General features: G+C 53.9%; 28 protein-coding genes. 2 read left to right on the forward strand and 26 right to left on the reverse strand.

Going from position 1 to position 25,049, the window contains the following annotated elements:
- Positions 1–380: 380 nt before the first annotated feature.
- The 17 genes from CMO10_RS15255 to CMO10_RS15335 form a co-directional block, all read right to left on the reverse strand.
- Positions 381–1,013 (reverse strand): retron system putative HNH endonuclease, encoded by a 633-nt coding sequence (locus CMO10_RS15255; protein WP_297023918.1) that lies wholly within the window; start codon positions 1,011–1,013, stop codon positions 381–383.
- On the reverse strand, positions 1,010–2,287 hold the full coding sequence (locus CMO10_RS15260; RefSeq protein ID WP_297023920.1) for an AAA family ATPase: 1,278 nt from the start codon (positions 2,285–2,287) through the stop codon (positions 1,010–1,012). The genes CMO10_RS15255 and CMO10_RS15260 overlap by 4 nt, the downstream gene beginning before the upstream one ends.
- A gap of 268 nt (positions 2,288–2,555) precedes the next feature.
- Positions 2,556–3,686 (reverse strand): TraI/MobA(P) family conjugative relaxase, encoded by a 1,131-nt coding sequence (traI, locus tag CMO10_RS15265; protein ID WP_297023922.1) that lies wholly within the window; start codon positions 3,684–3,686, stop codon positions 2,556–2,558.
- Positions 3,683–4,057 carry a plasmid mobilization protein gene (locus tag CMO10_RS15270; RefSeq protein ID WP_297023925.1) on the reverse strand — a complete coding sequence of 125 codons (375 nt, stop codon included), beginning with the start codon at positions 4,055–4,057 and terminating at the stop codon, positions 3,683–3,685. The genes traI and CMO10_RS15270 overlap by 4 nt, the downstream gene beginning before the upstream one ends.
- An 11-nt stretch (positions 4,058–4,068) precedes the next feature.
- Positions 4,069–5,058, reverse strand: a complete 990-nt coding sequence (locus CMO10_RS15275; protein ID WP_297023928.1) for a hypothetical protein — start codon at positions 5,056–5,058, stop codon at positions 4,069–4,071.
- Positions 5,045–5,335, reverse strand: a complete 291-nt coding sequence (locus CMO10_RS15280; protein WP_297023929.1) for a hypothetical protein — start codon at positions 5,333–5,335, stop codon at positions 5,045–5,047. The genes CMO10_RS15275 and CMO10_RS15280 overlap by 14 nt, the downstream gene beginning before the upstream one ends.
- An 86-nt stretch (positions 5,336–5,421) precedes the next feature.
- The gene (locus tag CMO10_RS15285; protein WP_297023931.1) at positions 5,422–7,578 is read right to left on the reverse strand and encodes a zincin-like metallopeptidase domain-containing protein; all 2,157 of its coding nucleotides are present in this window, start codon (positions 7,576–7,578) and stop codon (positions 5,422–5,424) included.
- Positions 7,571–7,819: a hypothetical protein gene (locus CMO10_RS15290; protein ID WP_297023933.1), complete on the reverse strand. Its 249-nt coding sequence runs from the start codon at positions 7,817–7,819 to the stop codon at positions 7,571–7,573. Before CMO10_RS15290 ends, CMO10_RS15285 begins: the two co-directional genes overlap by 8 nt.
- The gene (locus CMO10_RS15295; RefSeq protein WP_297023934.1) at positions 7,816–9,624 is read right to left on the reverse strand and encodes a type IV secretory system conjugative DNA transfer family protein; all 1,809 of its coding nucleotides are present in this window, start codon (positions 9,622–9,624) and stop codon (positions 7,816–7,818) included. Before CMO10_RS15295 ends, CMO10_RS15290 begins: the two co-directional genes overlap by 4 nt.
- Positions 9,624–10,583, reverse strand: a complete 960-nt coding sequence (locus CMO10_RS15300; RefSeq protein WP_297023935.1) for an ATPase, T2SS/T4P/T4SS family — start codon at positions 10,581–10,583, stop codon at positions 9,624–9,626. Before CMO10_RS15300 ends, CMO10_RS15295 begins: the two co-directional genes overlap by 1 nt.
- Positions 10,580–12,781, reverse strand: coding sequence for a hypothetical protein (locus tag CMO10_RS15305; protein ID WP_297023938.1), 2,202 nt, complete (start codon positions 12,779–12,781; stop codon positions 10,580–10,582). The genes CMO10_RS15300 and CMO10_RS15305 overlap by 4 nt, the downstream gene beginning before the upstream one ends.
- A gap of 4 nt (positions 12,782–12,785) precedes the next feature.
- Positions 12,786–13,877: a TraB/TrbI/VirB10 family type IV secretion system protein gene (locus CMO10_RS15310; RefSeq protein WP_297023939.1), complete on the reverse strand. Its 1,092-nt coding sequence runs from the start codon at positions 13,875–13,877 to the stop codon at positions 12,786–12,788.
- On the reverse strand, positions 13,874–14,956 hold the full coding sequence (locus CMO10_RS15315; protein ID WP_297023941.1) for a TrbG/VirB9 family P-type conjugative transfer protein: 1,083 nt from the start codon (positions 14,954–14,956) through the stop codon (positions 13,874–13,876). The genes CMO10_RS15310 and CMO10_RS15315 overlap by 4 nt, the downstream gene beginning before the upstream one ends.
- Positions 14,953–15,681, reverse strand: coding sequence for a VirB8 family type IV secretion system protein (locus CMO10_RS15320; protein WP_297023943.1), 729 nt, complete (start codon positions 15,679–15,681; stop codon positions 14,953–14,955). Before CMO10_RS15320 ends, CMO10_RS15315 begins: the two co-directional genes overlap by 4 nt.
- On the reverse strand, positions 15,669–15,854 hold the full coding sequence (locus CMO10_RS15325; RefSeq protein ID WP_120226124.1) for a hypothetical protein: 186 nt from the start codon (positions 15,852–15,854) through the stop codon (positions 15,669–15,671). The genes CMO10_RS15320 and CMO10_RS15325 overlap by 13 nt, the downstream gene beginning before the upstream one ends.
- Positions 15,845–16,138 (reverse strand): hypothetical protein, encoded by a 294-nt coding sequence (locus CMO10_RS15330; protein ID WP_297023946.1) that lies wholly within the window; start codon positions 16,136–16,138, stop codon positions 15,845–15,847. Before CMO10_RS15330 ends, CMO10_RS15325 begins: the two co-directional genes overlap by 10 nt.
- Positions 16,135–17,271: a hypothetical protein gene (locus CMO10_RS15335; protein WP_297023949.1), complete on the reverse strand. Its 1,137-nt coding sequence runs from the start codon at positions 17,269–17,271 to the stop codon at positions 16,135–16,137. The genes CMO10_RS15330 and CMO10_RS15335 overlap by 4 nt, the downstream gene beginning before the upstream one ends.
- A 16-nt stretch (positions 17,272–17,287) precedes the next feature.
- On the opposite strand from CMO10_RS15335, the gene CMO10_RS15340 reads away from it, so the two are divergent.
- Positions 17,288–17,746 carry a hypothetical protein gene (locus CMO10_RS15340; protein ID WP_297023952.1) on the forward strand — a complete coding sequence of 153 codons (459 nt, stop codon included), beginning with the start codon at positions 17,288–17,290 and terminating at the stop codon, positions 17,744–17,746.
- 5 nt (positions 17,747–17,751) lie between these two features.
- Here the strand turns inward: CMO10_RS15340 and CMO10_RS15345 are convergent, their stop codons facing one another.
- Genes CMO10_RS15345 through CMO10_RS15385 form a run of 9 tightly spaced genes read right to left on the reverse strand, consistent with a single transcriptional unit; the run spans position 17,752 to position 23,548 of the window.
- Positions 17,752–18,603 carry a hypothetical protein gene (locus tag CMO10_RS15345; protein WP_297023953.1) on the reverse strand — a complete coding sequence of 284 codons (852 nt, stop codon included), beginning with the start codon at positions 18,601–18,603 and terminating at the stop codon, positions 17,752–17,754.
- On the reverse strand, positions 18,600–18,782 hold the full coding sequence (locus tag CMO10_RS15350) for a hypothetical protein (protein WP_297023955.1): 183 nt from the start codon (positions 18,780–18,782) through the stop codon (positions 18,600–18,602). Before CMO10_RS15350 ends, CMO10_RS15345 begins: the two co-directional genes overlap by 4 nt.
- Positions 18,764–21,154, reverse strand: a complete 2,391-nt coding sequence (locus CMO10_RS15355) for a VirB4 family type IV secretion system protein (RefSeq protein ID WP_297023957.1) — start codon at positions 21,152–21,154, stop codon at positions 18,764–18,766. Before CMO10_RS15355 ends, CMO10_RS15350 begins: the two co-directional genes overlap by 19 nt.
- Positions 21,151–21,450: a hypothetical protein gene (locus tag CMO10_RS15360; RefSeq protein WP_068518715.1), complete on the reverse strand. Its 300-nt coding sequence runs from the start codon at positions 21,448–21,450 to the stop codon at positions 21,151–21,153. The genes CMO10_RS15355 and CMO10_RS15360 overlap by 4 nt, the downstream gene beginning before the upstream one ends.
- A complete protein-coding gene (locus CMO10_RS15365; protein WP_297023959.1) occupies positions 21,447–21,761 on the reverse strand; it encodes a TrbC/VirB2 family protein in 315 nt (104 codons plus the stop codon). The genes CMO10_RS15360 and CMO10_RS15365 overlap by 4 nt, the downstream gene beginning before the upstream one ends.
- A gap of 18 nt (positions 21,762–21,779) precedes the next feature.
- Positions 21,780–22,220: a hypothetical protein gene (locus CMO10_RS15370; RefSeq protein ID WP_297023960.1), complete on the reverse strand. Its 441-nt coding sequence runs from the start codon at positions 22,218–22,220 to the stop codon at positions 21,780–21,782.
- On the reverse strand, positions 22,220–22,963 hold the full coding sequence (locus CMO10_RS15375; RefSeq protein ID WP_297023962.1) for a P-loop NTPase family protein: 744 nt from the start codon (positions 22,961–22,963) through the stop codon (positions 22,220–22,222). The genes CMO10_RS15370 and CMO10_RS15375 overlap by 1 nt, the downstream gene beginning before the upstream one ends.
- The gene (locus tag CMO10_RS15380) at positions 22,950–23,186 is read right to left on the reverse strand and encodes a helix-turn-helix transcriptional regulator (RefSeq protein WP_297023964.1); all 237 of its coding nucleotides are present in this window, start codon (positions 23,184–23,186) and stop codon (positions 22,950–22,952) included. Before CMO10_RS15380 ends, CMO10_RS15375 begins: the two co-directional genes overlap by 14 nt.
- Entirely contained in the window at positions 23,183–23,548 is a 366-nt protein-coding gene (locus CMO10_RS15385; protein ID WP_297023966.1) for a hypothetical protein, read from the reverse strand. Before CMO10_RS15385 ends, CMO10_RS15380 begins: the two co-directional genes overlap by 4 nt.
- Positions 23,549–23,880: 332 nt before the next feature.
- On the opposite strand from CMO10_RS15385, the gene CMO10_RS15390 reads away from it, so the two are divergent.
- A protein-coding gene (locus CMO10_RS15390) for an IS3 family transposase (RefSeq protein WP_086013190.1) occupies positions 23,881–25,013 on the forward strand; the annotation gives its coding sequence in 2 pieces (ribosomal slippage) (positions 23,881–24,130 and positions 24,130–25,013; 1,134 coding nt in all).
- Positions 25,014–25,049 lie beyond the last annotated feature (36 nt).

Below are 25,049 nucleotides of genomic sequence, written 5' to 3' on the forward strand. Positions count from 1 at the left end.
GTTCGGATTCCCCAAGCTGTTCGGAGCAACGCTCCCTCTTCGCTCCCTAAATCCGCTCTTTCCCTAAAATTCGCAAGGTAGCCGTGAAAAGACGCTTACTACCAAAGTTGACTTTGGGGCTCTCCAAAGATCGAACTCAGACGATTAATGAACTCTCAGACGTAAAGGATTGCGCCATTATCTGGGGGAAACTTGCAGCTGACGGGGGGATCAGCGGGTGGATGCCGAAATCACGGAATCGGTGTATACCTTGCTTGCAGTGAAAGCACTTATTGATCAAGTGGTGGTGATGATTGAAGTTTTCTGTTGTATGTGTTAGTTCAAAAATAAAAATTTGAGGTTGAATGTTAATGTTGTTTGGATGATTGTAATGTTATTGTTCAAATGATATTTTTTTCACTTAGTATTCTAATTGTTGTGTGGAAGTCATTAAAATTTTTGTCGGTATCTTTTTCTAGATAACTTTGAACGAATTTCTTGATTTCTTTTTGAGTTATTTTTTCATCTATGAAAACTTCGATGACTCTTTTTCGCATGTCTCGAATTTTTGGTATATCGAGCCCCAGTCTTTCGATGGTTTGTCTCGCTGCTTCGTCGCCGCTATTTTTAGGAGTTATTCGTCCATCAACCATATAAGAAAACCTGTCTTCGCACTCGGGAACAAACGGAGAGACTAGATTATCTGGATCAAACCAGTCACCTTTCAGGTTTCCGCAATGTTTAGGTTCAGATTTCGTTAAAATGTTTTGGCAAGAAAATAACATATTGCTGAAATCTAATGGATCGACTTCTTCATTACTTTGTGGGTTGAAATGTTCTATGTGGGAGTCTTGCAATGTTAATCGTCGCTCGCAGTAGCAGCAGATTGATCCTTGTTCTTCGAGTAAGGCATCTTGCACTGATCTTTTCGGTTTTCCAGATAAAGTTTTGTAAGTCGGTGTCCAATCATCATTCGCCATGCTTTTCCAATTAGAAAAACATTCTGGTTCTTTTTTTTTCTCAATATATTTCATTTTCCGATCATCTGCTTGCGTTTAATCAGGACGTTAGCCTTCATTAGTTCAGAGTCTGCTCCAATTCTGCTTTGTAAATTTTCTATCAAATCTTTTGCGCTCATCAGTTTATCTTCCTCTATGTACTGATATATGCGGCATAGATCTTTACTGATGTCGTCCGGCCGAGTTGTTTCTAACCCCATTAAATCTTCAAGTATTCTCTCGACCGGTTGACCATACGATTGCGATGGACGTGTTGAACGGAGTTCGCCCTCATCCATTCTAAGAATTATTAGGCTTTCTGCCTTTACATGATTAATTACATGGGGAGAATGAGTCGAAATAAGGAACTGGCAGTTTGGAAATACTTCAGTAAGCATAGGTACCACCATTCTTTGCCATTTAGGATGAAGATGCAAATCGACTTCATCGATCAGAATGACGCCATTTCCATCTAGCGGGTTCTCAAGATTGGGATTTGCAATGGCGAGCCTACGAGCTAAGTCACCGATCATTGCCATCAAGCATTTCTCTCCGTCGGAAAGTTGGTTGACGGTAATTCTGATCCCTTTTTTTTCGATCTCCATTCTCAAGGGATTACGTCGAACTGTGAGATTTCGGAAGTCCGGCATAAAGTGTTTTAGTGCTTTACGAACAGCATCCAATTGTGGGTCTGGAAACTGGAAGTCGCTGGGTTTAATTAAATCATTAATATATTTTCTATTCTCGTTTTCGAGATCTTCTCGCTCCCTATACCACTCGAAGAATGTTCGAAAGTTCGCACCACTGGTGAGAGATTCATCATACGTCGACAGTATATCGAAGCTATGCTTTTCACGAATTCTCAACGGTATATCGAGAACCGCACGGTTTACTGGGTAATAGGCAAATAGGTTCAGGTTAACATGACCATCGTGTTCAGATATTTCAGCTTGTACTTGCTTTGCTGCTTCCGAGGCGCCCGATAATTGAGACGCAGCCCCCTTTCTGCTGTAACCTTTTCGTACTTTTGCAATGCTCCAGCTTAACTCCTTGTTTCCATCACATATGATCAAGCTAATATCCGAGTAATGCTCGCCATTTCTGATATCAGCTTCAGTTATAGGTCGCCCTGATGCCCCACTATGCTTAATTCGATTAACTAGCCACGAGAAAAGAATCGCCGTAGCATCTAAGACACTTGATTTTCCTGAACCGTTCATGCCGACAAACACATTTAGTTTTTGGTGCAGTTCTAAAGGTAGACTTGCTGCCCCTCTGAAATTGCCGAGTTTTATGCTCTTGATATGCATGAGTATATTCTTTCTGGTTCAGGCTTAGCGGCAGAGTTAAGATGTGGTTTCAAGCCTACCTTGATGCCATAGATAGCAGCTTTCTGAAACATCGATTTTGAACATTTGCAATGCTATAAGTGAATACTTCGCGGGCATTCTAGTCCTTTAAGCTGTTCGAAGCATTTGCTCAAATGTCCCCTTTAGGTCTTGTGGCTCAAGAAACTTGGAAATGCGACTTCCGAAGTACTAATGCGTTTGAAGGGCCAAATTCGAACTATTGTTGCATTCACGACTGTAGTGATAAATCCTGAGGGAACTTCACTGTTTTGCGATAGCTTGCCCGATTTACAGAGATGCCGACTGTCAGATTGTTGAGAATCTCACGATGAGCTAATATCAAGATCATGGCTAGCGGATCCTGATAAGCCTCTAGTAGCAGAAACATCTTCCAGTTTCGTAAAGCACGTGCCGTCAAGCTAGGCTGCTGGTGTATGGTTTTCCGCGTGCTGAGATATCGCCGCCAGAGCGCAGGGGTGTTGCGATGTCGCGCAAGTGGTCGGGGCTTATAACAACGTTTCGTTTTGGTTAGGTGTTCACCTTTTTTGCGTCGTGCATTTCGATCAAGCACCCCAAACCGCTCTTCCAGCTTGTTTTTGCTACAAGATCGGTCCAACTGGCTTGCCTTCATTGCCTGCCCATCCGCACTCACCAAAACCATGCCATTGCCACGTAGCCTGAGGCTGATGTCATATTCGGCTAAAACCCTGTGCGCTTCCTGCCAATTCTTGGCCTTCCCCAAACCCTCAAGTATTTCCTCTCGATGTTTCAACACATGCCGCTGGAATGATTCTTGCCAGGTATGGGCTTCATAGTCCCGCGCAGCAGGTGAGAGCATGTTTGGATCACGCTCTTTGCCATCAGTCATACCAGGATCAATGGCGAGACCATACTTCTTCTCCATCTCGCGCGAGACCTTGGCGAGGATCTTAAAATCCCGACGTGGTGTAACGACCTTGAGGGTTTCCGGATGTACCTTGTTAAAGGCGATGTGCATGTGGAAATTATCGGTGTTGATATGCGTACCTGCTGCGCGCTGATGATCTGAATAACCAAGTGCCTTGGCATATTCGGCCTCTATGGCCATCAGATCCTCTTTGGTCAGTTTGTCCTGTTCGCCAGAGCGGAAAGAAATGACAAGGTGATAGGTCTTATCGGCGATATCGGGCTTTTGCCGCCGAACCGCTTCGATCTCCAGTAGGGCCAGATCAAGATCCTCGATATTTGTGCCGGCATCGCAATTGCGTATCCAAAACTGATGGAGTTTCTCACCTTTCTCCTCGGCTGCAGCGATGTATTCGCCAAGCCGGGTATAATTATCCGGCACACCAGATTTCTTGCCGATCCGGGTTGCAATCATGATTTGTCCTGCAGGTTCTTGCCAGGCTGAAGCTGCATCCGGATATCGCCAATGGCGGCTTTGAGCTCTTTCTGGGTCGCCTCGATGTCGCGGTTCAGGCTGTCGAACTTCAGCAAGAGATCAGCCGAGAGCGGCTCATCAAGCGCGAGCTTGAAGAGATTGCCCAAGCGGGCCTGGTCGGCATTGACCTTGAGCAGATCCCGAATGCCCTGCCACGCGGCAAAGTCGCTGGCACTGGGCAGTTTGGTATTCATCAACAACCGTTTGAGCAGTTCCGAGCGGGACAGGCGCAGCTGGTGGGCAAGCTGATCGATGCGGGCTTTCTCTTCGTCGTTGAGATAGGTTTTGATAACGTGACGTTCGGTGGCCATTTCTTGTTTCGCTATTGCCCGGAAGATCTTGTGGGAGAATCGCCCGGCAACATTTCGGCTCGGATACTCTCGGGAAGGGTGGCATCAAAACCGCCAACCAGATTGACGATATTGCGTGTGAACTCCGCGCCGAACTTGCGCTCATAGACCTCTTTGGCCTTTGAGATGAGATGAGGCTCCCTTTTGTCGGGATTGCTGTAATTGATCAGGTTTGCAAAATACCTTGGATCAAAGTTGATGGTCTTGGCGAAGACCACGTTGCGATCCCGATCACAGACTTCAAACTCGACCATCTCGATCAGGTTGTCGTCTTCTGTCATGCGGCGATAATCGACAAAGCACCAGGTCACTTCATAAAACTGATCGCCCTTTGCAATACGACCATTTTCATCAAAACGGGCAAGGGGGATGCCTTCGATGATGGCCTGACGCAGTTCGTCCTGACCCTTGCTGATTTTCTGACCGAAGATCGAGAGGCCTTTGGAGCGATAGGCAAACATCCAGGGGATGTTGCGCAGGGTCGCATCGTGGAAACGGTAGCCTTCTGCTTCAATCCAGTTTTCCAGCATGGCGAGTGCAATTTTGGGCGAGATCCAGATGCCGGTTTCTTTGCGGATGATGTAGATCACCCGGTCAAACTGGGTCAGAACGACGCCAAGAATCTTGAGAGAAATGCCCTCCATGCCGCGTTTGCGACTGCTGCCTTTGGTCTGGTTCTTGCGCACATAGGGACACCATTCAAAATTATCGGCATTGAAATAATCAAACCCGGTAACCGGTTTGCCTGTGTGGCGGCCATAGGGGCGATCGGTATGAGGAAGCTCCTCATAGAGCCCCACCAAGCGGATCGGGTTGTCACACGCGGGGCACACGGCATACTCACGTTGCTTGTTACCCGAGACCTGATACCAAGGCTCAAGTTTTCTGGTGTCACGTTCAAAGGCCGTCCGCTCGATGTCTTTCTCCTCAATCGTACCTGCCTGCAATTTATAAACGTGCATTATCTGATCTCCCGGCGACGGTCTCACGGATGGAAGAACCGATATTATAATGGTTTATGACACTGTTCCACCATGCAGCCCCCAGCTTGGGGACAGATGCCTTCTGCTCGGCAAGGTAGAGGCATTGCAGGAGGGTCGGCAGATCAAGCGAGAAGGTATTCTCGCCTGCCTGCAGGGCGAAGACCAATGCCGGACCGCACACGTTGCAATCAAGGTCCTGAGCCCCTTCAAGATTGGCGCGTTTTTCAAAAATGTCCTTTACATGCTGGTCGGTCATGAGGCGTTCTCCTGGTAAAATGGCAAAGAGAAAAAAGGTGCCGGTGGCGTGCATCGTGCGACCGGCTCAAAGGAAGAGAAGCGGGATCAGACGGCCAAGTTGGCAGCCTGCTGCTCGCGCCCCCGTGCTCTGGTTTTGGCTTTCGGTTTGGTAAGGCCGAGCTGTTCGGTGACAAAGCGTTTCAGCGCTTCAAGGCCGCGTTCCCGATGGATGTCGTTAAAATCGGTCAGGCCTTTGGCTTTTTCATCATCACTCAAATCCGGACGCAGGATCTTCGCGCCGGTCAGCTCAGAGGCGCGCTCAGCTCCCTTGATCCCGGCATTGACCTTCTTGGCATGATCGTCATCGGCGGCAATTACCAGAGGACGATCCGGATGCTTCTTGTGAATGGCTTCTGCTACAGATGCGAGATTGCCAGAATCAAGCGCAACCACGACCGTCAACCCGCTGGCCATATGCAGGCTTTGGCCGGTGGAATAACCCTCAGAAATGACCATCGGGCCTTTGGGATCGCCTTCAATGACATGCATCAGACCGCGCTTCTTCCCATCCTTGAGATACATCTTGGTGCCATCGGGATGGATGGTCTGGATGTTCTCTATAAAACCTTTGTCATTGGCCATCGGCATGAGCAGGTTGCCCGATTGATCGATCCGCAGATCGCCAGTAGGCACCTGTTTGTGCCGCAGATAGGGGTGATTGCTCGGCGCTGGTTCGGCGTTCTGGAATATCCCATAGGCCCGTTTGGCTACAGCCCGATATTGCGCACGGAGTTCCTGTTCCTGGGCCGCCTTGCGGGCTGCAGCTTCGGCTCTGGAATGTTCCAGCTCCTTGGGGTCGATCTTGGCGCCGGTCGCCACCCATTTCACCGGGTCCTTTCCGGACTTGTAATTGGTGATGTTGCCTGCCGGAAGCCCTTCGAGGAACCCGCGATAGGAACCACTTTTCTGGCCCTTGCGGTCTCCTTCAACCGCTACCCGATGCCATTTGCCATCCATGGTCGGTGGCCCATCGAGGATCAGACCGTTTTCTCTCAGCGCCTCCGCAAATTCCTGTTCCGGGCTGATCTTCGGCTCAGGGGTTTTGGCTTTGGTTTCCTGCCAGCGTTTGAAGGGTTCAAGCTCCATATCATCTCGCGCATACCAGGCTTTGGCGCGACGATCCCATTTTGCCCCGAGCGCCTTGGCCTCGTCCTTTTCACTGAATGGTACATTGAGATAGATGCGTTTGCGTTCGGTACTGGTGTCCTGGTTTGGAGCCTGTGACATCTCATCACTCATGGCATTTTCCTTCTGTCGTTCAACAGCCGGGGTTTGGGCGATGGTATTGGCCTGTTCTTTGGCTTTGACCGGCATCAGGCTTTGACGCAGATCCGGCTCCATGATCCATGTGCGGATGTTTTCCGCATCCCGCGCAGCGGTGAACAGCGCATTGCGATCTTCTTTGATCGCTTTCATCCATGAGCCGACATAGGCGGCATGGCGTTCCGGATAGTGGCCAAGGCCAAGCTCGGTGGTCATCATGTAGCTTGCGATCTCGGCACGGAGTTCCTCTTTGGCGTAAACTTCCGAGCCAAACGGCCCGAACTCGCGGGCCATCCGCGATCCATGGCCGGTGGCATGGCCAAGCTCATGCAGGGCCGTGGCGTAATATTCGTACTGGCCTTTGAAGGCGGCCGGGTGGGGCATGTGGATCTGATCTATTGAGGACCGATAAAAGGCCCGGTCATTCTGATCATGGAAGATCGGCACACTGCCCTGTTTTAGGATCTGTTCGGCCCGCTCAACCGGGCTGAAGGTCGGTTCCGGTGCGATGTAAGGGGCAAGGCCATCGATCTGTTCGGCATTAAACACGACCGCATGAAACACCCTTGGCCGATCAAGGCGAACTTCGCGGGTTTTCGCAACACCCTTGTCGTCGAGGACCGGCTTGCCGTTGTCATCGAGCACTTTCTCGCGCTCGGACCATTTCCAATATTCGATCATGGTGCCTTTTTCGCCTTTGCGGACTTGCGCGTCCTGGGCCGCTGCCTGGCGATAGGTCATCCAGCGCGGATCGGAGCGCCCGCGCATTTCAAGCCAGAGCGCATTGATGCCGCGATAGTCTTTGCCAGAAACCGGATTGAACGGGGCCATGCGGACTTTCCCCGGTTCCCATGGCTTTTGCCAGGGCGCGGTGCCTGCTTCGATATGGCCAAGCAGTTCTTCGACCACCTGATCACGATAGCTTTTCTTATCAGCCATGGTTCGAACCCTCCGCGTCAGCGGTCGGATCAATCCCGTCAAAGTGACTGTCGAGCGCGTCATCAGAGGAAAGCGCGTCCTCAGCAAAAGCCCCCATGGCCTCGGCAATGTCCGGATCGACCGGTACAGGGCCAATCTGGCTTTCGCTGTTGATCATCGAGGAGGCGAGGGTGAGATAGTCCTGGTCATTGAGGGCTGCGGACGCAGGCGTGGTTTTGTCGGGTGTATTGGGTGTCTTCATGGTTTGGTTCCTTTGAGAGAGGTGGAGGGCATGGAAGAGATCGTCATTTGGGGCGGAGTCATGCGCGAACGGCGTGAAAGCTCGCGATCCAGGAAATAGAGCTTTTGACGGCCAAGGATGGGGGGCAGACCGGCAACAAAGATCAGCGCATCACCGGGGACCGGTTTGCGGCCCTCGGTATCAATGATCTGCAGGCGCATGCATTCATCAGGCGTGAGAAGGGGACGGGAGGTCTCGGCAAGATTGTCCGAGACCGATCCGAGATCTCCCATCCGGCCAGAGCGCGATCTGCGTTTCTGAACGATGGTTGCTTTGCCGGTCATATCCGAGAGCAGCTTGGCGGTTTCGAGTTTGTTTGGCGTGAAGGCGACCCGTATCTTGCAGTTGGCCATGATTGATTCATCGCGCCCGTAATGCTTGAAGAGCTGTTCGGTGTTCTGAACGATGATCATGGCTTTGAGGCCATAGCCTGCCATGAAGGCCAGAGATTCCTCGAAGATCTCCAGCTTGCCGATGGAGGTGAACTCATCGAGCATCAAAAGCAGGCGGTGCTTGTATCCGGCAACTGTCTGGCCAGATCCGAACTCCATGCGTTCGGTCAGACGACGCATGAACAGGTTGAGGATGATGCGCAGCAGGGGCCGCAAGCGATCCTTGTCGGCAGGGGAAACGACAAGGAAGAGTGCCATCGGCGCATCGCCGTTCATCAGATCATGCAGACGAAAATCGCTGGTGGCCGTATTACGCGCAATGATCGGATCAGCAAAGACGGTTAGCTGTGTTTTGGCGGTCGAATGCACGCCAGAGCGTTCTTGCGGGGCCTTGATCATCATGCTGTTGGCCCCGCGCCGAACTTCCTTGTTCACATGGGCTTTGCCGTGATCAAAGGCAGCCATTTCGGCCAGAATATGCTCGAAATTGTCATCGGCCTGTTCAGACTGGCCGTCTTCGCTTGGTTGTCCGGTGATGCCGGACAGGAAGATGTTCACATCGTCAAAGCAGGCAATCCGGTTTTCATCGCGTCTTACCCGATAGATGACATGGAGCAATACGACCGAGAGCCAGCCCCAGCCTTCCTCGCGCCAGTAATTACCCGACATGCCCTTGCCGTCCGGATCAATGATCATCGCGGCAATGTTCTGACAGTCGGCAATATCCTGTTCGGAGTCGATCCGAACTTCGGCCAGCGGATTAAACCGTGCCGAGCCCGAAGGTGCGGCAGGTTCAAACCGCAATACCCTGTGACCAATGCTGGCAAGCCAGCCGCCGGTCTTGGCAAAGTTCTCGCCTTTGATATCAAGGCAGAGAATGCTTTCGCGCCAACTGAGCAAGGTCGAGAGGATCAGGCTGACACCCTTGCCGGTACGGGTTGGTGCCCAGACCAGGACATGCTCCGGCCCGTCATGGCGCAATTCTCGCACCCGGCCAAACCATGAGGGCCAGCCACCGATCACAACACCGTTTTTGCGAAACAGGCGCGATTTCTTGAGATCCTTCAGCTTTGCCCAGCGGGCGGAGCCATGCAGCTCATCGCCCTTGCGATTGCCTTTGAGGGTGCTGTTATTGGCACGAGCAGCCAGCGCCAGCACGCCGAACATGCAAAGCAGCCCAGTGATGCCGATCCAAAGGGCCGGATAGAGCATTTCATCGGGAAGACCAGCCGGGTGCGTGGCGGCATCGAGCGACCATCGCCACCAGCGCAGATCAAGCGCGTCAAAACCAACAGCCAGATGCCATTGCCACAGAATGGCAGAGATCATGGCAAGCAGGATGAAGGGAAGGGAGAGGCGGTAAAGAGCGGTCATCACACCACCTCCTTGCCGTCTTTGATCACATAGCGGTCATTGCGGGGTTCCCAGATATCGGTGATGCGACGCCAGCCATCGGCGTTACGTTTGATCTGAACAACGACATCGACCAGTTCGGCCAGAAACTCCGGCACGCGAGGCATGGTTTCACCGGCCCAGGCGATGTTCTGATCGAACTTGCGGTGAATGGCTTGCCAGGGGCTTTCAGCATGGATGGTGCACATAAAGCCGGTGACACCGGAATTAAGGGCCGCCAGTGCGGCAAAGGCGTTCTGGGTGCTGATCTCACCAAACAGAATATGATCGGGCGTGATCCGCATCAGGTGATCATAGATCTCGCGCCAGCCGACCATGCCGCTGCCGCTGCCGGTCCCGGCCTCTCGGGCCGCGATCAAGCCATTGCCATCCCAGAACTGTTCGATATGCAGCTCTGGTGTGTCCTCGATGGCGAGCACACGGCGGGCAGGATCGACGGTGGCCAACAGCATGTTGAGCAGGGTGGTTTTGCCGGTGTTGGTCGCGCCACTGATGATCATGTTGGCGTCAGTGTCGACCTTGTCGATCAGATAATCGCGGATGGCTGGTGTCATGCCAGCCTGTTCCCAGGACGGGGTGAAGGGATGCTTGCAGCGGATCGCAAGGCTCAGATGTGATCTGACTGATGCACCGACGAGGATCTCGCAGCGATGATTACCAGGCAGGATGCAGGAGAGTTTTGGATTATCGTCGGGATTGAACTTCAGGCCGCGCTGGTTTGCGAGGCTGATTGCAATTCGCTCAATGGCGGCCAGTGTAAGGGCTGCGTCCTCGATCTCGCGTTTGCCTTCCCCGCGTCGTTCGGTAACGACGCGGTGCGGGCGGTTCATGCGGATTTCGACGGTGGAGAGATCGCCGTAATAGTTGGCCAGAGGGCCGAGGATCTTTTCAAACAGGGGATTGGGGGAAAGGGCGTTCATTGCAGCCACCCCCAATTCCCAAGGCAGGCGGATTTCACACCATTTGTATGAGAAGGGTAAGACCAGCCAGAAGAGGGAAATCCGACGCGGACATAGCCTTGGAAACTTCCGTCTGCATCTGATCCCTGATCGTAGTATTTGGCTCTGACCGGGGAATAGGCATTGTACGTTTTGCAGGTGTTAGAGGCCGTGCCGATAACCTCACCATCTTCACGAATGGTCTTGCGTGTTCCGACTGAGCTTGTACTGGTGCAGTGATAAGCGGCGTCATAAACGTGCGCATAGTTTTCAAACACACCACATGGACCGCTGGATTTGTTCGAAGAAACCGGGTTTTCAAACCGTCCATGCGTTACAGCAGCCCACGTAAATTCATTGTAGCATTTGTTCCCAAGACTGAGCGGGTCGGCTTCACCAATGACGACTTTGTGCACCGAGCCGTCCGGGCGGTCATAGGATTGCACCAAGTCCCGAGCATCAAAGCGTGTGCAGCCTTCATAAAAATGCTCGCCGTTTGTTGCAGGCGCTTCGCCTGAATAGACATAGGCAGTTTGCGGTTCGCCCGGCAGAACTTCGCTGGTCTTGATGTTGAAGCGTCCCCTTGGGGTGCTTTCGATATAGACCGTAGTCAGGCGATAGGCGAACAACTGGTCATCATGGTTTTGCCAGCCGGTGGTCTCGACATGATGCGGGTAGGCAACCTCGCTATCCTGACATTCGGTGACATATTTCGGAATGCTATCTAGCAGGTAGTAAAACCGCTCGCGACCATAACTGGTGCCAGCCGCCAGATCATGGTTCCAGAGTGAAGGATTGTCACAGCCATCAATCGTCGATTGGATGGCAATATTGGTGCTGTCGGGTTTGCATTCGGTGATGAATTGCTCAACCCCGTTGACCACGATCTGTTTGCGGCTTTGGCGGGTGACTGTGCCTGCCGCCTGATTAATGATCGGTGCGCAGACTTCCTGACCGGCAGCGTTCTTGTAAACCGTTTCGTGCAGGTACTCCGTGCCATTGTCCGAGCAGGCATCTGCCTGCCAGGTGGTGCCGTTCAGCTCATAGATATGGCGACCGGTCTGATAGGAACGACCAGCGGCAAAATCATGCCGGATGGAACAGCCATCAGTGACAGAGACCAGCGGAACCGATGCAATTTCTTCGGACGGTTCGCAACTGCGCACCTGGACTTCATTGTTGCTGGCATTGACATACACGAGGGACGCCTGCGGGACAGCCATCATCTCGTTATAGTCAAGATAGACCGAGCAGGCCGAGGCCTTCTCGGTGATGTCAAAGACCTTGTCTTCATCCTTCAGGCAATCAGTGACTTCCTGACGGTTGCCGCCGCCATCGGTGTAATACAGCAGATACTGTGCGGTTGCCTGGCGTGTTTCCATATCGATGGTATCGCCGCAAACTGAATAGCTGCGATCCAGCGGATAGCGATCTGCGCCGTCTTCGCAGGCCCCCGCGCTTACATTGCCGCCTTCGGTGGTTTCGACACGGCTTTGCTGGACGGCAACAAGTTGGGCTAGGTCAACGCGGATGTTGCAGCCTTCGGTCGTAACACGCACGGTCGGTGCGCTGCTATCTTCCTCAACATCAAGAGCTGATGGTGTCGAGTACCCTGCAGCATCGGCATTCTTTGAGGCATTTGATCCGACATTGTTTGAGGCGCCGGTATCGGCTTCAGCGCTTTCGGTTTCCTTTTCTTCCTTGTCGTCCTCATCCTCGACATCATTCAAGCGCTGCAGAGCGGCAAGTAGAGTTTCCTGATTTCCCTCGATGGTCACAGGGGACGAGGGATCAAGCTCGGGGCTGTCCATATTGAACTGGGCGACAAAATCGTTTGAATCGAGTGGTTCCGATTTGCCGTCTTTTTCAACGCCGGTCAGCACCAGTTGAGCGATCAAATGGTCCTCAAAGGTGACATAGCGGGCATAAGCCTTGGCGGTAACACCTTCGGTCAGTTTGGGAGGCGCACCAGGGACATCTACCAAGCCAAGATCAATAGCCATTGGTTCGTTTTCTGAGACAGCCGTGCGGGTTTTGGCGCGGGTGACGATATTCACCTTGCGCACCATTTCCTCGATGCCTGGCTCGGATGTTGTACCGGTTGTTTCTTGCATCTGAGCCAGTGCTGGAGAGACCAGGCAGGACGACAGGAGCAAACACCAAAGGGTTCGTTTGTTCATGCTTTTACTCCACATTTGCGATGTACCAGTCCGTTGCCGGACGGATCTGAAGGCGGGTGCCTTGGGGGATGGTGATGATGGGTTGCAGCGAGAGCGTCTCTTCAAGGACGCTGGCGCTGATTTCGCCAAAGCGGGTTGAGAGTTCTTCGGCTGCTTTTTCGGTCGCCGCAGTTGCGACTTCGCCGTCGCTTTCTTCTGATTTTGTGGTGGCGGCGGCATAGCGGACAGCCGTTGAAATCCCGGTCAGCATGAAGGCGGTGCCATAGCGTTCCCAGAAGCGGCGATCCACTTCGCCAGCAGCGCCTTGGCGACCTTGAATGTCACTGATCGGGGAGGCGAGCTGGCGGATCTCGGCACGGTGTCCGGCGATCAGGATCCGTTCGCAGGCAATCGACAGACGCGAGCTGCCCATGTCCTTGGGCGGATCATAGTTGCAGATCAGTCGGGATCCTTTGGGGATCAGAACATTGCGCCCGTGATAGCCATAGACATCACGGGCTGACTGGACGATCACGGTGCCAGTTGCATCACCGCCAACCTGACTGTTGATCCCGGTTTCAAGGATTACGGTGATATAGCGATCTGCCGTAATGATCCGGCTGTTATCGACCGGTAGCGTGGACGTCCGTCGCGGGCCTTCATAATCGGCTTTCTCTTCATCACTGACCGGCAGATCGAGCGGATCAAGTGCAGCTGGGGTTGCCATGCCAGGCGGGACAGCATGACCCGAAGCCCCTGCCAAGTCAGAAGACTGCCACGCCGGGGTGCCCCAGTCTGATGACAAGGAAACGCGATGTTGCCAGGCGGCTTCCAATGCCATGCGATAGGGATCCGGGGCGGGTGGTTCAGGAACAGGTTCAGGTTGCGGAACAGGCTCGGGAGCCGGAGCAGGTTCTGGTTCCGGTTTGGCTTCCTTGATGATGATTGGTGGCATAGTTGGGGCAGGGGCCTCCGGCGTTGGCGGCGGCGGTGCCGGAAGGGCCCAGACTGACGGATCATCAGCGGGCAAGGTTGGCGGTTCATTGACGACCGGTTCGGCACATACACCCCCAAAGGTCAAGCCAAGCACCAGTGCGACATCACAAAATGCACTCATGCGCCTTCCCCGGTATATTCAACACAGAGGAAGCTCTTGCCGCTTTTGAGCGTTATCAGCGGTCGGGTGCTTTCGATGATGTAGGTCTCACCCTGCACACGGGTATTGACCAGCTCATCTATGCCATCAACCACCACATAGGCGGTCGGTAGTTCGATATCCTTCCAGCGCTTGCCAAAGCGGATATAGGTGAAGTGGTCATCCCGGAAGACCGTTTCCGGGCGCAGCGTTTCATCGCCCCAGAGATCGTATTCCCCCCAACCATGCAGGGCGTTCGGGTCAAACGGGAATTGGGCCACAAAGTCGCCTTCAGGCGTGCCCGGATTGCTGTCATTCAGTCCGGCAATCGCAGTATCGATAGCTGCAGACTTGTTGCCAAGCCCTGGAACAGACATCGCCGGAAGAGCCGGTTTTCCTGTGTCGTTCAAAAGACCGGCAAAGCCAGCAACCGCCGGACCGCTTTCGATCTGAACGGATCCTTCAATCCGCACAATCAGATCGGGCACATTGACCGAGTTGAAGCTCTCGGCCCTCAGATAAAACGGATAAACAGCACCTGATTTACCATAGACGACAAGTGAGGTGTCATAACCGTATCCGCTGGGGCGCACAGCCAAACGCCGTTCACCGCGTGGTTTGACAGAAAACCCGCCATCATCGCCAAGATCGACAGCTTCAATCTTTTCGCCGCGTGGCAGTTCAAGCACGGTGACCATGAACTCGCGCGTTCGGATCTTGTAGGTACAATCATCACAAAGATCGGTCGCATAAACGGCATCGCTCGGATCTGCGTCATCCCACACATCCTGAACCTGACCGCTGGTGCGCGGACGGCTCATTGCGTTGAAGTAGCCTTCATTCTGATCGCGGGCCTGATCGACCACGCTCTCGGGGACGGGCATTGTTGGTGCGGATTGTTGCGGAGGGGTTTGTGCACCAGAGAATGGTTGCTGCGATTGCCCCGGCATTGGTGGGCGCGCGGCGGTCTGCGCATTGGCCTGCTTATAGCCAAGAATGAGGACCGCCAAAATCAGGCTGCCCAGCACGAGATGGAAAACAAGATTGGTCAGGCGTTTCATGACGCGCCTCTTTCTCTAAGCACCATGTCGAGCACGGTGACGCCAAAAGGATTGGTGTATTTGTCGGCTTCGGAGACGTTCTGCAGGCGGGTGGCCAGCGTCAGGTAAGCGCGCAAGTTCTTGCGCGAGATCTCTTTGCCGCGACGATGGTCGATCTGGATGAAGTCGACCGCGTATTTATGGTCTGAGGACAAGGTGGCGATGGGATCGATGGAGACGATCCGCACTTCGCGCTCGATGCCTTTTTCAAGGGCCTCGGTGATCAGGCCACTATCGATCCGCTCGCGTTTGAAGCGTTCCCAGAAGCTGGCATCAGACAGTCTGGATGCTTCGCGCTGGCGCTCTTGCTGTGTGACCGGATCGATCTCGTTGGTGATCAGAACGAAACGCTTTGCCTGGGCTTCAAGAAAGACTTCAAAACCTTCGACCTTCTTGCTAACCGGTTCGACAACATAAGTGCGGTCATCCGGGCCATATGTCCGGACCAGAGCAATCTCGGTTTCCTTGAGGGGTACGAGATGCGCAACGGTTTGCACCAGAACCACGACGCCAGCGCCAAGCACAATGTTGGTCCCGGCAGACAGGCGCAGCATCCAGGCGAGCCTGCGATGACTGGCTTGAAAGCTGAACGGATCTGCAGCAACGGAGGCTTTATGTGTTGAGGTGGCTTTGACCATCGACTTGCGTCCGTTATCGCGTTTGCCGATGCGCCCTAGCCAAGCCATGAGAAGCCCTCGCCATTGAACTCAACCGGATCGCAGACGCACGGGCTGAGTTTCATTTCATCGGTTCCGGTTCCGTCTTTGGGGATCTCGCGGTCTTTTGAAACGGAGACGCAGCCGGACAGGAAAACGGCAAGGCAAAGCATTGGGACGAGGTGTTTAGGGATCAGGCGCATGGCTGCGAACCTTTCTGATTGGTGGCGGTCGGGGAGGATGAAGCGCCCACGCCAAGAACAAGCTTGGCAAGGGCAAGGACGATGGAAAGCGCGATCCAGATATGAACGGCACTGCGCATCAGACCGGCCAACTGGTCCGCATCGACTTCGCGAAGGGCCATGACGAACACGATCAGGCTTTCTGGTGAAAACATGCCGGTCAGAACCAGCAGCCAGAGTGCGACGAGGGGAAAACCGGCGATGGTCAGAAAGACATCACGCAGGAATTTCTTGAGACGGTTCATGGCTTGCCTCCCCGATCAAAGGTCGGGGTCTTGAGGCGTTCCATGACGGCATTCTTGGCGGCAACGAGACTGTCTTTGGCAGCCCCTGCAGCTCCAACCGGATTGCGGGCGGCTCCCGCACCCAAGAGAACAGCATCGAGGGCTGCAGAAGCACCGCCCGGTGCGTATTTCTTTGCGGCATTGACGAGGGATAGACCGGTTGCGGTCATGCCAGCTGTAATGACGGCTGCGGCCTGATTGGTCAGCTGGGATCCGGCAATCGAGTTGGCCATACCGGTGGCCTCGGCCATAAAGGCTGTACCCATCCAGCCAAGAACGATGGCAACCCACAGACCCGGATTGTCGATTGATGTGATCTCACGAACATTCTCTGTGTTCTGGATATCAAGCGATGCTGCACCATAGAGACACAGAGCAAGGGCAAGTGTTGAGCCGAACAGCACCATGAAGGCGGCAAAGACGGTTCGAACTCCTGTGATCGCCATGCCGCGTCCCCAGCCGAACCCAACAGCAAGCATCAGAATTGGGGAGAGGGCCGAGAACATCATCACACGGAAGATGCTGACAACAACCTGGCTGAAATAAACAATGATCAGGATGATGTAGGGCAGGGCGAGCAGAACGCCGTAGACCCCAGCCATCAGATTGCCGAGCGAGATGGACGACCAGATTTCAAAGGCGATGCGCAAGACAACGAGTAAGCCACGCTCGGCGACGTAAACGAGTTGTGCCATGCCGCCCAGTGAGGAGGCTTCACTCGGGATCGTGGCGGCTGTAATGCCACCTTCCATACCGGCAGACAGAACAACGCCAGCAGCACTACCCATCGTTGATAAAGCCATCTGATAGATGGAATTTACGAGAGTGGGCCCTTGCCCGCCGAGCAGCAGACCAGCTATAATGATGAACGCAAATTCATGAGCGAATCCAATTAGATCGCCCTTTCCCATGATCATCTTGCCGCCATGAATGACGATCCATAGGCCAACGACGGAGAGATAGATGAACCACATTGGGTCGAGCAGCACAGTGCTCAGGTTCTGGGTGAAACTGTTTGCCAGGTCGACATACTCCGTCACCACGTCGCATGTCAGGCACATCAGATCAGTGCTTGTATTCGTTCTACCGCTCATAGGGGTGTTGTCCTTCTTGCCAAGTGTGACAGCGCAGGCAAATTCGCTTGGTGTTGCGCTTAACAAAGGCGACTATTTGGATTGGGATTATTCGGTGTCCGTTTGGAGTGATCTCCAGACGGGTAGCGAGTTCGACAAGGAATGGGATCAAGTGATGCCAGCCTACGAGACCCATCAGGATCTGATCGCAGGCACTCGCGACGAGGTTTTGCAGAAGCTTGCCAATCACCCTCAGGGTGATCTGATCAAACGCGGTCATGACCTGCGTCTGGTTTACGACGTTTGGAAAGATGCCTACCGTTCGATCCTGCCACCAGGTGCGAAGGCGCAGCCATGGAACCAGCTTACGGGCTGGAACTGCACCTATGTTAAGAGGCGCAACATCTTCACCGGTGGCTGCAATGACATGCCTGACTGGCGTACCGAAGCTGATATCAAGAACCACAATGCGTTCATCGCCAGAGGCGGAAAGTAAGCCGATCATTCTGCCGCCTCCGCATCTTCGCGCTGCTGGGGCGGCAGGTATTGCAGCAACATGGTCGACTGGATCTTGACCAGCTGCGCCATGAGTTGTTGTTGCTGAACCTGCTGGCGGTTTGACATCGCCATCCATTTGGCAATTGCCATCAGAAGACGCTTCATATCGGCAGCACCGTTGGTGCCAGCTTCGAGCTCTTCGATTGCCTGCTGAATTTCTTCTGCGCTTTGAACGGTCAGATCGCTCTGGGCCAGGCCAGTTGTAACGGCATCCTTGGCCAGTTCTTCGCGTCTGGCTTCGACCATGGCGCGGGCTTGCTGCTGGGCCTGCCATTTGGCCTTGTTGACCGGGTGATCCGGGTTGGACCAGACACCGCTCCCGGAACCTGAGCCATTGTTATTGCCAGCAAACTCACTGCCTTCCGGGAAAGTCCAGGTCGAAGGATCATTCGGATCAAACCAAAGTGACTTTCGATAGATGCTGCGACCCTCGCAGATGCTAAAGAAGTCGAGATCATCGAGATTCATGCCTGGCATCAGACCAGACAGGTCCGGCGTCAGACATTGAATGTCGCGCATGATCCGGTTGGTGAGCTTCTGCATGTTCAGCACTGGCAGGGTGATCTGCCCCATGGCCCCGATGGCATCAATCGTGCCCTGGGCCTGAGCGCTCAATTTGGTCAGCCATTCAGTATGCTGTTTGAGCTGATCAATCTGCTTTTGCATCTTGCTGAGCTGTTCACCCAACTTCGCAATGGCAGACACATCGATAACCGGATAGGTCGCATAGGCAATGGCCGGGGTCGCCAGAACAATCCCGAACGCAAGAGCGACAGAACGAAGACGCCTGTTCATGATCGACCTCCCGCCAGAAGAAGGACAAGCAAGACGATCAGGACAACACTGGTTGCGAGCGGCCAATGCATCATCGCAAACAGGCCAACAGCGCCAACGAGGCTGTTTACAGCCATCATCAAAAGGGATTGTTTGAGCATGTCCGGCTGATCGCCGTTGCTTACAGATGGCTTGGCCATGCGTCCCCCCATTTGCGTTGAATGGTGGCCAGATCGTTATTGGCATCCGGCCCGGAACGGTAGAACCGCGCAGCATCGCCAAGCGGTGTCAGATCGACATCGAGAATGGCGCTTTCCTCAAAGCCGCTTGCCTCGTCGCGCTTGATGATCAGCCCCCGCCGATCATTCTTCTTGCGTGAACGGGTGCGGCCCTGGACAAACAGCTTTTGCTCTTCATTGAGATTGAACGGCTTGAGACTTTCTTCCGTAACCTTGGAGTTCGGGAAGAAGATCATCGTCGCGGTGTTCTCGATGATCGCTTCACCGGCCCCGGTTTTGCCAAGGCCTGCCGGATCCTGAAACGCCATGCCAACCGCACCACCAAGCTTGCGGTATTCGCGATACATCTCGGCACCGAGATCCCGGAAGCCGGGGTTGGAAAGAAGCTTGGCCGCTTCATCAATGAAAATGACAAAACCACCATTGCGTCCGGCAACAGATTTACTGATAGCCTCGGAGATATGACCAACCACCGGCCCGCCAAGAGCCGGGTCGGCCAGCGCCTCGTTCATGTTGATGCCAACCATGTGCGACTGGTTCAGAAGGCCGCCGAGGCTGTCATGCGGCGCGTTGAAAATGTGGCTGCGAAGACCTGTATTGCCCTTGTCGTCCGTCACCCATTGCGCGAAGGCGCGACGAAGGGCAGAGCGACGGGCAAAGGCAAAGGGATAGATGGCATTCAATGTGCGGTGTGGTGGTTCAATCTGAAACGCTAGGTCGACGGCATGATTAAGCGCATCGATGTCACCGTCTTCGAGATCTATTCCGGCAAGTGACTTGAGGATCGCATAGACACGTTCACGGTTCTTTGGCGTGTCGTCCCCAACATCCAAAGGATTGAGCGAAAGACCATCATAGGCTTGATAAAGACCGCCCATGGCTTCGACCATGAAGCGTGTGCCTTCCTTGGAATCAAAGATGTAGGACCGCACATTCTCAAACTTCGCAAGGCCGCCCATGAGATGCATGATCAGGGTGGATTTACCGACCCCGGAGGGCGCAAAGACCAGAAAGTTGCCAAGCGAGAACGGCTTGTTGACCACCTGAAACTGGAATGCATAGGACTGCCCGGTTGGTGTTTTAAACCAGCGCACTGGTGCAGAACCGAACTGGCTGGCCAACATGCCGGTTGCCGAATGTGGCAAAGCCCAAAGGGCTGCAATGTTCTGATCACGCAGATCCAGCGGGGCCATGAACTGACTGCCAGGCAATCTGATCTTGCGTTTGGAGACGACAGGCAAGCGGTTAAACCAGCAGACCGGTGCCCCCTTGGTTTGCACGGCATAGCCGATCCGTTTGTTGCCCAGGATTTCTGTGATCTCGCGGATCAGGCTGTTGAGTTTTTCCTCGGTTTCGGCGCGTGGAATGATCTGAAACTGCGTGGCAAAGAGAGCTGTTTTGCCTTCTGCCAGAAGATCCAGAAGCGTTGAGACTTCCGCCGCTGCTGCTGGATTGCCAAACCATGAGTTTGATTCACCTGCCATGCGGCGTTTGTTGACCAGCACCGCTTGGTCGCTGCCCCAAGGATCGCAGATTTGGCAGATCTCGATATCACCCTGCAGGGCGAGGATCTCGCCGATCAGGTGGCCGGAGACTGTTTCCGGCCAGAGTGTAACGGTGATGACCTTTTGGGACTGTCGGGTTGGAACATGTGTGGTGATGGTGCCGGTCACCTTGTCGCAATGAAGGTCAGATGCGGGAAGGTTCGCAGACAGATTGTGACTGGTTGTCGGAAGGTCACGGCGATAATCGCCGCTGACCAATCCATTGAGAAACCCGGAAAGCAAACAAGGCTGGTCGTCATCAGAGCGTGAAAGAAGCTCTGGGCGATATTCCGAAAGGATGGCCGGGATTTTCTCTTCGGCATCCAGCAAGGGCTGCATGGTTTGAGCCGTTGCCATCAGATACCAGTCGATGAAGTAGCTTGATTTATATTGCCGGGCTTCTGCGGTGCCGATTTCATCAAGCACGCTATTGGGCCACTTCGCATGAGCGGCAATCTCGCGCTGGCGTTTGACAGCAAAAAGCCGAACAGTGACCAACCTTTTACCAAGCTCTTGCAACAGAGACTGGCGACCGAGCAACAAGGTTTGTTGCTCGCTCTCTATACGGGCGTCATAGCTGGTCCCTTGTAGGTGCCAGATACGCGACAGCGAGCCGTCTTTGCCGCGCACCGTGACGCCATCGACCGGATCAATCCCGTCGAGCTCAAGTTCGTCCTGCAGCCAGTCTTGCTCGATATCTCCCAGCAACAGGCGACGACCAGCCGGAACAATCAGGCCGCCCGCCATGCCGGACACAAGACCAGTGGTGATTACATCGGCCCAAATCATTTGCGACCTCCCGTGGTCAGGAGGCGCTCACCCTTACGGCTGCCCCAAAACATCGGGGTCACCAGCAGATCGCGGTCATAGTTCGGATTGATCCGCTGATGTTTGACGAGATAGATCCATGCACCGACAAAGCCCACGATCCCGCCCGGAATGACCAGAGCAGGAAAGTCGAATACGACGGGCAGGACAAAACCCAGAACGCCAACGAGACCGGCAACAAGCAGAAGCGAGATCGGCAAACCGATCAGCGTCATCTGGCGCTGGACCTGAATGAGAACAGCACTGGCGGCTTTCATTTGAGAACCCCCAGAAGACCCGAAGCAATGGCCGGTCCTGCAGTGACCAAGATGCCACCAATCACCATCATGATGCCGCGTTGCGGATCCAGCCTGCCGGTGAAAGCGCCCCAACCGCCATAGACGACCAAGCCAAGACCAAGTGCGATGGCAAAAATCTTGCCAAAGCCCTCGGCCAGAAGTTCGAGGAAGGAGACAACCGGATCCCACCAGTTGCCACCTGTGGCGTCTTGAGCAAAGGCCGGTTCGGTCATGGCCAATGTGGCAAGGCCCGCGATTACGGCGATTTTGAAAAGATTACGTTTATCCATGGAGTGTTTTCCTTGTCGTCAGATCGTCAAAACGGTGAGGACGCCCAGCGTGAAGACGACGGCGACCAGATTGAGAGCGGTGAGGAGGGAGATCAGCTTGACCATCTTGCGAAAGCGGTCCTGGGCCGTGTCGGCAAGGCGGGCAGCTTCCTGCATGGCAGACAGACGTTCCCGCACGGCATCGGTCAGGGCTTCGTTCTTGAAGTCCTCGATGGCGGCGGTCACATCGTTGGTGAAGGTTTCTGCCTGTGCCTGGATGATCCCGGAAAGGGTCCGGTTATGCTGATCAATCAGGCGGCGATGCTCGTCGAGCACGACCTTGTGGATGGTGTAGATCATGAGTACCGGGGCACCGTCTTCGACGGTGACCTGATGAACTTTCCACAAATGGGTGCGCAGCTCTTCGATGCTGTCCATGGTCAGGGGCGGCGGCGGAGCCTCGTCAAGAACGCTGGTCATCACAGCACCGCCTGTTCCATCGAGGCCCCAATGCTGCGCCAAGTCATCATCAGGCGCTGGCGAGACATCAGGGGAAAGTCGGCATGGCTGCCTGCTTCATCGAAGGTCAGTCGGGCACGCATCATTTGCTCGATGTCATGGCCAAAGGTTTCTTTGCGAACCTCGGGCAAACGGACCAGCGCGTGAATGCGATTCTTGTTCTTTTTATAAAGTCCGGAATGCTCAAAGCTCTCGACTTCACCAGATGCGTTCTTGCGTTCGATCCGCCCGAAATATTCATTGAGCCAAACGACGACCGGAATATCGGGAACGCTCTGCAAAACCTGATGCAGACCCTGCATGGTGTCATTAAGCGCCTGCCCACCAGTAAGCACTGTATGGAGGCGAACCTCATGACCGGCATCGGCGAGCATTTGGAGCGCCTGTGCTTCGACCATATAGCCAAGCAGGGGCAGGAAGGTGCTGGCCCCGTTATCGATCACGATAACCCCGTCTTCCGGGCCGATCATGATCTGTTCGATCAGGGCATCGAAATAGCGCGGGTTGATCTCGTCAGGACGTTCGCCGAGGCGAATGGTTTCGACAGGGAACGCTTTGTATCCGGCAAAGGTCTGATTAACCGGATCGGTGTCGTAGCAATGAAGCGGGGTGTCGCGTTTGAGGTAATGCTGCGCAAGAAGGCTTGCGACAAACGACTTGCCGACCCCGCCCTTGCCCTGAAGGGTAAGATTAATCAACGCCATCCGCGATAACTCCATCTGAAATGATAATTTTGATGCCCAGCACAGTGGCGAGGCGGAACACGTGGGCTGCAGACAGATCCGTCCTGCCAGCCTCAAAATCCCGATAAGTGCGTTCGCACACGCCGATACATTCACCAGCACCAGCTTGGGTGAGGTGTTTACTCTCGCGGGCTTGCCGCAGGCGGGTGTGAAGGGTGAGGTAATCTGATTGCCAGGAGTTCACGGAGTTTCCTCCGTGTCGTCCGACGATCCTTCCCACAAGCGATCAAGCTCTTCTTGCTCTTCGGCCTTCAGGCTAGGGAGCAAGTTGCTTGTGGCTGGCTTCGACTTCTCAGTCAGGTAGCTCTGGATTGGTTTGCTGGTGCGCCCAGTGGATTGCGCAGAGGTGTTGCGCGTGGGTTTCGATGCTTCCGCACGCATTCGTTTCACACGGTCATAGAATGACCGGCGAGACATCGTGATACGTCCTGAGGCGCTTAGTTCTTCGTAGAGTGTTCTGACCAGAATGCCTTGCTCAAGCTTGCCGAGAATTTCATCTCGCAAAGCAAGGATTTCGATCTTCGCCTGACCCCATTCGGCTGGCATTGTAGGACCCCCATCATGCCGTTAACGACTTGACAAGGATCGGAAATGTATGGTCTCAATTCTCTACCGAGTGCACCAAAATCTGATGTTTCTCGGGGAAAAGAATTGGGCAAACAGGTATGCCCCCGCAACCACTTCTGTTATAAATCGCTCCTTTGTGAGATATAACAAAGCCGTAAAACAAAACACCCCGCTCGGCGAAAGCCAAGCGGGGTGTTTTATTGTTACATCGTGTCTACGAAGACCTCCTTGACCAAGATGAATAGCCCCTGTGAATAGCCCCTGGAATTGTAGACACCCCATCACTTATAAAGTGAGGCAAGGAGTTTGCGATGCCCAAGAGTCATTTTACCGATGAGTTCAAAATCAATGCCGTTCGCCAGATTACAGAACGAGGTTACTCAGTAGCGGAAGTTTCTGCTCGTCTCGGTGTCAGCACACATTCCCTGTATGTGTGGAAGAAGAAGTTCAGCAAGTCCCCTGATACGATTGCTGAAGCTGATCAACAATCATCCGAGATACGCCGCCTGAAGCAAGAACTCGCGCGGATCACCGAGGAGCGCGATATTCTAAAAAAGGCAACCGCGTACTTCGCCAGGGATGCAAAATGAGGTACGCGTTTATTGACCAGCATCGCCGGGTCTACTCGGTGCGCACCATGTGCCGGTGTTTGCAGGTTCATCCCAGTGGCTTTTATGCCTGGCAGAAGAAACCACACAGCGCCCGGTTTCTGGAAGATCAAAGGCAGACCGCGCTTGTTCGCCAGATATGGGAAGACAGCGGTCAGGTATATGGCTACCGCAAAATCCATGATGATCTGCTGGATATGGGAGAGAGTTGCAGTCCGAACCGTGTTGCCCGACTGGCCCGCAATGCAGGCATACGCGCCCGGATCGGTTACAAGAAGCGTCCCGGCAAATATGGCGGCAAACCGGCTGTCGTCGCTGACAACAAACTGGATCGGCAGTTTGATACCGCCAGACCAAATACCGTTTGGGTGACCGATATCACCTATATCAAGACACAGGAAGGATTTGCGTATCTTGCCGTCGTAATTGACCTTTATTCCCGCATGGTGGTTGGCTGGGCATTGAAGCAGCGACAAGATACAGAGGTTGTTCTGCAAGCCTTGCTGATGGCCGTCTGGCGGCGTAAGCCAAAGAACAGGGTGCTGATCCATTCTGATCAGGGTTCCCAATATACCAGCATCGACTGGGCCGCTTTCCTTCGTCAGCACAATCTTGAACATAGTATGAGCCGCCGTGGGAACTGTTATGACAATGCTGTTGCCGAAAGTTTCTTCAACTTGCTTAAACGCGAACGCATCCGCTGCAGGGTCTATAAATCACGGGATGAGGCACGTCAGGATGTCTTCGATTACATAGAAATGTTCTACAACCCGAAGCGCAAACATAGTACCAACGGGATGTTGTCACCCGTCGAATTCGAAAGACGAAAAATCTGATCAAACCGGGTGTCTACAATTCCAGGGGCTATTCAA

Source organism: Thalassospira sp. (genome assembly GCF_002709775.1).
Classification (GTDB): domain Bacteria; phylum Pseudomonadota; class Alphaproteobacteria; order Rhodospirillales; family Thalassospiraceae; genus Thalassospira.

What these genes read in the sequence shown, in the direction of transcription:
- CMO10_RS15255 (WP_297023918.1), bottom strand. Translation starts at nt 1,013, where the DNA reads ATGAAATATATTGAGAAAAAAAAAGAACCAGAATGTTTTTCTAATTGG.
- CMO10_RS15260 (WP_297023920.1), bottom strand. Translation starts at nt 2,287, where the DNA reads ATGCATATCAAGAGCATAAAACTCGGCAATTTCAGAGGGGCAGCAAGT.
- traI (WP_297023922.1), bottom strand. Translation starts at nt 3,686, where the DNA reads ATGATTGCAACCCGGATCGGCAAGAAATCTGGTGTGCCGGATAATTAT.
- CMO10_RS15270 (WP_297023925.1), bottom strand. Translation starts at nt 4,057, where the DNA reads ATGGCCACCGAACGTCACGTTATCAAAACCTATCTCAACGACGAAGAG.
- CMO10_RS15275 (WP_297023928.1), bottom strand. Translation starts at nt 5,058, where the DNA reads ATGCACGTTTATAAATTGCAGGCAGGTACGATTGAGGAGAAAGACATC.
- CMO10_RS15280 (WP_297023929.1), bottom strand. Translation starts at nt 5,335, where the DNA reads ATGACCGACCAGCATGTAAAGGACATTTTTGAAAAACGCGCCAATCTT.
- CMO10_RS15285 (WP_297023931.1), bottom strand. Translation starts at nt 7,578, where the DNA reads ATGGCTGATAAGAAAAGCTATCGTGATCAGGTGGTCGAAGAACTGCTT.
- CMO10_RS15290 (WP_297023933.1), bottom strand. Translation starts at nt 7,819, where the DNA reads ATGAAGACACCCAATACACCCGACAAAACCACGCCTGCGTCCGCAGCC.
- CMO10_RS15295 (WP_297023934.1), bottom strand. Translation starts at nt 9,624, where the DNA reads ATGACCGCTCTTTACCGCCTCTCCCTTCCCTTCATCCTGCTTGCCATG.
- CMO10_RS15300 (WP_297023935.1), bottom strand. Translation starts at nt 10,583, where the DNA reads ATGAACGCCCTTTCCCCCAATCCCCTGTTTGAAAAGATCCTCGGCCCT.
- CMO10_RS15305 (WP_297023938.1), bottom strand. Translation starts at nt 12,781, where the DNA reads ATGAACAAACGAACCCTTTGGTGTTTGCTCCTGTCGTCCTGCCTGGTC.
- CMO10_RS15310 (WP_297023939.1), bottom strand. Translation starts at nt 13,877, where the DNA reads ATGAGTGCATTTTGTGATGTCGCACTGGTGCTTGGCTTGACCTTTGGG.
- CMO10_RS15315 (WP_297023941.1), bottom strand. Translation starts at nt 14,956, where the DNA reads ATGAAACGCCTGACCAATCTTGTTTTCCATCTCGTGCTGGGCAGCCTG.
- CMO10_RS15320 (WP_297023943.1), bottom strand. Translation starts at nt 15,681, where the DNA reads ATGGCTTGGCTAGGGCGCATCGGCAAACGCGATAACGGACGCAAGTCG.
- CMO10_RS15325 (WP_120226124.1), bottom strand. Translation starts at nt 15,854, where the DNA reads ATGCGCCTGATCCCTAAACACCTCGTCCCAATGCTTTGCCTTGCCGTT.
- CMO10_RS15330 (WP_297023946.1), bottom strand. Translation starts at nt 16,138, where the DNA reads ATGAACCGTCTCAAGAAATTCCTGCGTGATGTCTTTCTGACCATCGCC.
- CMO10_RS15335 (WP_297023949.1), bottom strand. Translation starts at nt 17,271, where the DNA reads ATGAGCGGTAGAACGAATACAAGCACTGATCTGATGTGCCTGACATGC.
- CMO10_RS15345 (WP_297023953.1), bottom strand. Translation starts at nt 18,603, where the DNA reads ATGAACAGGCGTCTTCGTTCTGTCGCTCTTGCGTTCGGGATTGTTCTG.
- CMO10_RS15350 (WP_297023955.1), bottom strand. Translation starts at nt 18,782, where the DNA reads ATGGCCAAGCCATCTGTAAGCAACGGCGATCAGCCGGACATGCTCAAA.
- CMO10_RS15355 (WP_297023957.1), bottom strand. Translation starts at nt 21,154, where the DNA reads ATGATTTGGGCCGATGTAATCACCACTGGTCTTGTGTCCGGCATGGCG.
- CMO10_RS15360 (WP_068518715.1), bottom strand. Translation starts at nt 21,450, where the DNA reads ATGAAAGCCGCCAGTGCTGTTCTCATTCAGGTCCAGCGCCAGATGACG.
- CMO10_RS15365 (WP_297023959.1), bottom strand. Translation starts at nt 21,761, where the DNA reads ATGGATAAACGTAATCTTTTCAAAATCGCCGTAATCGCGGGCCTTGCC.
- CMO10_RS15370 (WP_297023960.1), bottom strand. Translation starts at nt 22,220, where the DNA reads ATGACCAGCGTTCTTGACGAGGCTCCGCCGCCGCCCCTGACCATGGAC.
- CMO10_RS15375 (WP_297023962.1), bottom strand. Translation starts at nt 22,963, where the DNA reads ATGGCGTTGATTAATCTTACCCTTCAGGGCAAGGGCGGGGTCGGCAAG.
- CMO10_RS15385 (WP_297023966.1), bottom strand. Translation starts at nt 23,548, where the DNA reads ATGCCAGCCGAATGGGGTCAGGCGAAGATCGAAATCCTTGCTTTGCGA.